This is a genomic window from Gammaproteobacteria bacterium (genome assembly GCA_013696315.1).
Taxonomy (GTDB): domain Bacteria; phylum Pseudomonadota; class Gammaproteobacteria; order JACCYU01; family JACCYU01; genus JACCYU01.
Window position 1 is genome coordinate 1 of the sequence record JACCYU010000122.1, and the last position, 4,058, is coordinate 4,058.

Consider the following 4,058-nt stretch of genomic DNA (forward strand, 5'->3'; position numbering starts at 1 on the left):
GCGACATCTTGAGCGCGCAATTCAAGTGGCGTTTTGAGTAAGCTCGCCTTCTACGTCTACTACACCACGGTCGGCATCGCCAAGCGGATAACTTCTTTTGGCGCGTTGCATGCGCATCGGCTAATGCCTTTCGTCGAGAGTCAGGCCGATGTGGTTATGCGACGCCCGGGTGTTGCCAGGCGCGATCGTTTCCACTGGGCCTCAAGGCGTTTGGGCGATACTCTGACCACCGTGCCAAGGTTCTGGGCAAATAGCGAAACACGGTATTCCTCGACCATCCAGCGATATTCCTGAAAGGCAGAATTACCGCGCCAGTCGTTATCGGCGCGGTCAATGATCGCAATACAACGCTGCCACCAGGGTTCGATTTCAGTCTGCAACTGACGGTCCTTGTCTGGCGCCTGCGAAAGTTTGTCCATGCGTGCCTCGGCACCGTGCAGAAAGCGCTGCAGTTGCATCAGCCGCCGCGCGGGCGTCTGGCGAACAAAACCCGCGTAGACCAGATGACCCAACTGTGAATCCATATCTTCGACCGCGGCCGGCCAGGCCCTGAACCGCCCTCTGTTAAGCTGCTGACGGAGACGATGGTGCAGCTCCAGAACAATTCTTGTCTCCGCAATCAGCGCATCGGCCGTATCGATCGACAATGCCCGTCCCGATTCAGTCCGGCCTCGAACGCCACGGCATCGCGTGGCAGCGGTTTGGAATCGACGTATGCCCGGTCGAATGCGGCCTCGATCAGGTCGGTTCGCAACGACTCGCAGGCGCCGATCTGTTGATAGTAAAGGCATAAATCAGGCATCGCCCGCAATGTCCGCTGCAGGTGCCGAACCTGATCCCTGGCGTTTAGCATATAGAGTCTACGCACACCCGCGCGCATGCGCCGCCGGGCCCCGTCACGCGTATCGAAGACCTGCAGCGAAACACTATCGCCATCGTCCAGCAGCGCCGGATAGCCTTTGAGGGCCGCACCCGCTTGTTGCGTCTCAATTGATTCTGGTAACGAACCGAAGTCCCATTGCGTCAACCCGCTGCGATCGAACGCATGCATAGACTGGAATTCCGCTGCCGCGCGTCGTCCCCAGCATGCCCGCAGTGCCGACAGATCACAGCCGTGATCTACCCTCTTGTCACCGTCGAAAACCTCCAGGCGCAGTAGCAGGTGCGGCGGCAGAGTCGCCTCTGACCACGCTTCACGCGGTATCGCCACGCCGGTCATGCGAGTGAGCGCTGCCGTGAGCGCGTCGACCAACGGTTCGTCCGTGGCCGACAGGGATTCCACGCAGGCTTGCGCGAAATCCGGCGCGGGCACGAAGTTGCGTCGCAAGGGCTTCGGCAGGCCTTTAATAAGACTCGCTAGCTTCTCCTTGAGTAGACCGGGCACGAGCCATTCCAGGCGCTTTTCATCGAGCTGGTTGAGTAGCGCAAGCGGCACTTGCAGGGTCGCGCCGTCCGCTTCATGGCCTGGCTCGAAGCGATACTGAAGGGGCAGCCGCGCGCCACCGATTTCCATAGCGGCCGGAAAGTCCGCGGCCGACGGGGCCATCGTATTCTGGCGCGTCAACTGCGCACGGGTCAGATACAAGCTTTTCGCGTGGCTCTCATCGGCGTTCAGCCATTTCTCAAACGCCGCGCCGGTGTGTATTTCAGCGGGCACCCGTTCTTCATAGAAACGGTACAAAACATCGGGGTGAGCCAGCATGTCGCGCCGGCGCACCTGCGCCTCCTGTTTTTCGATGTCGTTTATCAACTGGCGGTTATGCTGGAAAAACGCCGCGCGCGTTCGAAAATGTCCCTCGATCAGCGCCTCGCGCACAAAGATTTCATGTGCATGATCAGGGTTGATACGTCCGTAATCAACGCGTCGGCGCGCTTCCAGCACCAGCCCGAATAAGCTTACCCGCTCATACACGCCGACTCTCGCCGCGGCCTCCTGCCAGTACGGCTCGAAATGCTCGCGCTTAAGCAGATGCGGTGCGGCCTGCTCCGCCCACTGCGGTCTGATCTCCGCGACGGTGCGCGCGTAAAGGCGCGTGGTTTCGGCGAGCTCCGCCGCAACCAGCCACTTCGGCGGCTTCTTGTGCAATCCCGAGCCTGGGAAAATCGAGAACCTGAGGTTGCGCGCGCCGAGGAAACTGTTTTTTTCGTCGCGGTAACCGATCTGATCTACAAACCCCGCGAGCACTGCCTTGTGGATAGCGGCATAGTCGGGCTCATGTGTTATCGCGGACGCGATGGTCGGAGGCGCGACCGTGTCATCGTAGCGGCGCGCGGACATGGCTGCGGTCGCCGATCCCAGTTGGCGATGGAGATCCTGCCATTCGCGCAGCCTCACATAGGAAATAAAATTCTGCTCGCATCGCTTGCGCAGTCGAGAAACCGAAATGGTTTCCGAGTGCATAAAGCGCCAAAGCTTTATCAACGCCAGAAAATCCGAGCGCGGATTCAGGAACTGACGGTGTATTTCATCGGCTGCCTGAGGATTGTCGGCCGGGCGCAGCCGTGGGTCCTGCGACGCAAGCAGGCTGGTGATAATCAACGCCTCGTCTAGGCAGCGTTCCTGCCGCGCGGCCACGACAATGCGCGCCAGCCGCGGGTCTAGCGGCAGTCGCGCAAGCTGTTTACCAGTCTTCGTCAATTCACGGCGCGCGTTCACGGCGCCCAGCATCTCCAGCAATTTGTAACCGTCGTTAATCAGGCGACTGTCAGGCGGATCCAGAAAGGGGAACGATTCCGCCGGTCCCAGACCCAAATGCGCCATTTGTAGAATCACGGACGCCAGACTGGTGCGCTTGACCTCAGGATCGGTGAACGCCGGACGGGCGTCCAGCTCTTCCTGCGCATAGAGACGAACGCACACGCCGTCGGCAATACGGCCGCAGCGTCCGAGCCGCTGCTTAGCGGACGCCTGCGAAACGCCCTCCGTAACCAGGCGTTGCACCTTGCGGCGCGCGCTATAGCGGCTGATGCGCGCCAGTCCCGTGTCGATTACATAATGGATGCCGGGCACCGTGAGCGAGGTCTCCGCGACATTGGTGGCCAGCACGACGTGGCGCCCGCGATGCGGTTTGAACACGCGGTCCTGCTCCGCGGGCGAGAGTCGTGCGTAAAGCGGCAGGATTTCGATGCCGGGACGATGTTTGCGCAACAGCTCCGCGTTCTCGCGGATTTCGCGCTCACCGGGGAGAAACACCAGTACATCGCCGGGACCGATGCGTAAAACCTCATCCACCGCGTCACGCATGGTTCTGGCATCCGCGGCATCCTGGGTTTCCTTGATCCCGGCTATCGGCGGACGATAGCGGACTTCCACCGGATGACTGCGTCCGGACACTTCAATGATCGGCGCGCCGCTGAAATACTCGGCGAACCGTTGCGGTTCAATGGTGGCCGAGGCGATGATCAGGCGCAACTCCGGTCGCCGCGGCAGTATCCGCTTCACGCATCCCAGCAGAAAATCGATATTGAGGCTGCGCTCGTGCGCCTCGTCGATGATCAGCGTGTCATATTGCCGCAACCAGGGATCTGTGCGCATTTCCGCCAGCAGAATGCCGTCGGTCATCAGTTTGATATAGGCCCGCGCGCCGACCTGATCGCTGAATCGCACCTTGAAACCGACGGCGTCACCGATCTTGGCGCCAAGCTCGTCCGCGATACGCGCACCGACACTGCGCGCGGCGATGCGTCTTGGCTGAGTGTGACCGATGAGGCCCGCCAGGCCGCGGCCCAGCTCCAGGCAGATTTTGGGCAGTTGTGTGGATTTTCCGGAGCCCGTTTCGCCGCACACGATAACGGTTTGATGTTGCCGGATCGCGTCCGCTATCTTACGTTTTTCCTGGACAATGGGCAGCGCCGCGACAAAAGTCGGCCTTGGCGCCGCCGCGAAAAACTGGCCGTGGAGGATTCGATACTGGCCTGCAGCCGCGCCTTGAGCCGTGGCCGCGCAGCCCGTGGCGCGGCCTTAAGCTTTCGCAGAAGCGCCTCGACTGCGGGCCGATCGGCGAGCATGCACGATTGCAGAGCCGCGGACACGGCCTGCGGCGTGTCCAGCATGCCGG

At 61.2% G+C, this 4,058-nt stretch carries 2 protein-coding genes; both read right to left on the reverse strand.

Annotated features, from left to right (window positions below; genetic code table 11):
• Positions 1-140: 140 nt before the first annotated feature.
• Positions 141-647 carry a DUF3418 domain-containing protein gene (locus H0V34_07540; protein MBA2491553.1) on the reverse strand — a complete coding sequence of 169 codons (507 nt, stop codon included), beginning with the start codon at positions 645-647 and terminating at the stop codon, positions 141-143.
• Complete coding sequence (hrpA, locus tag H0V34_07545) at positions 620-3,904, reverse strand: ATP-dependent RNA helicase HrpA (GenBank protein ID MBA2491554.1); 3,285 nt, start codon at positions 3,902-3,904, stop codon at positions 620-622. The genes H0V34_07540 and hrpA overlap by 28 nt, the downstream gene beginning before the upstream one ends.
• Between the last annotated feature and the right edge of the window lie 154 nt (positions 3,905-4,058).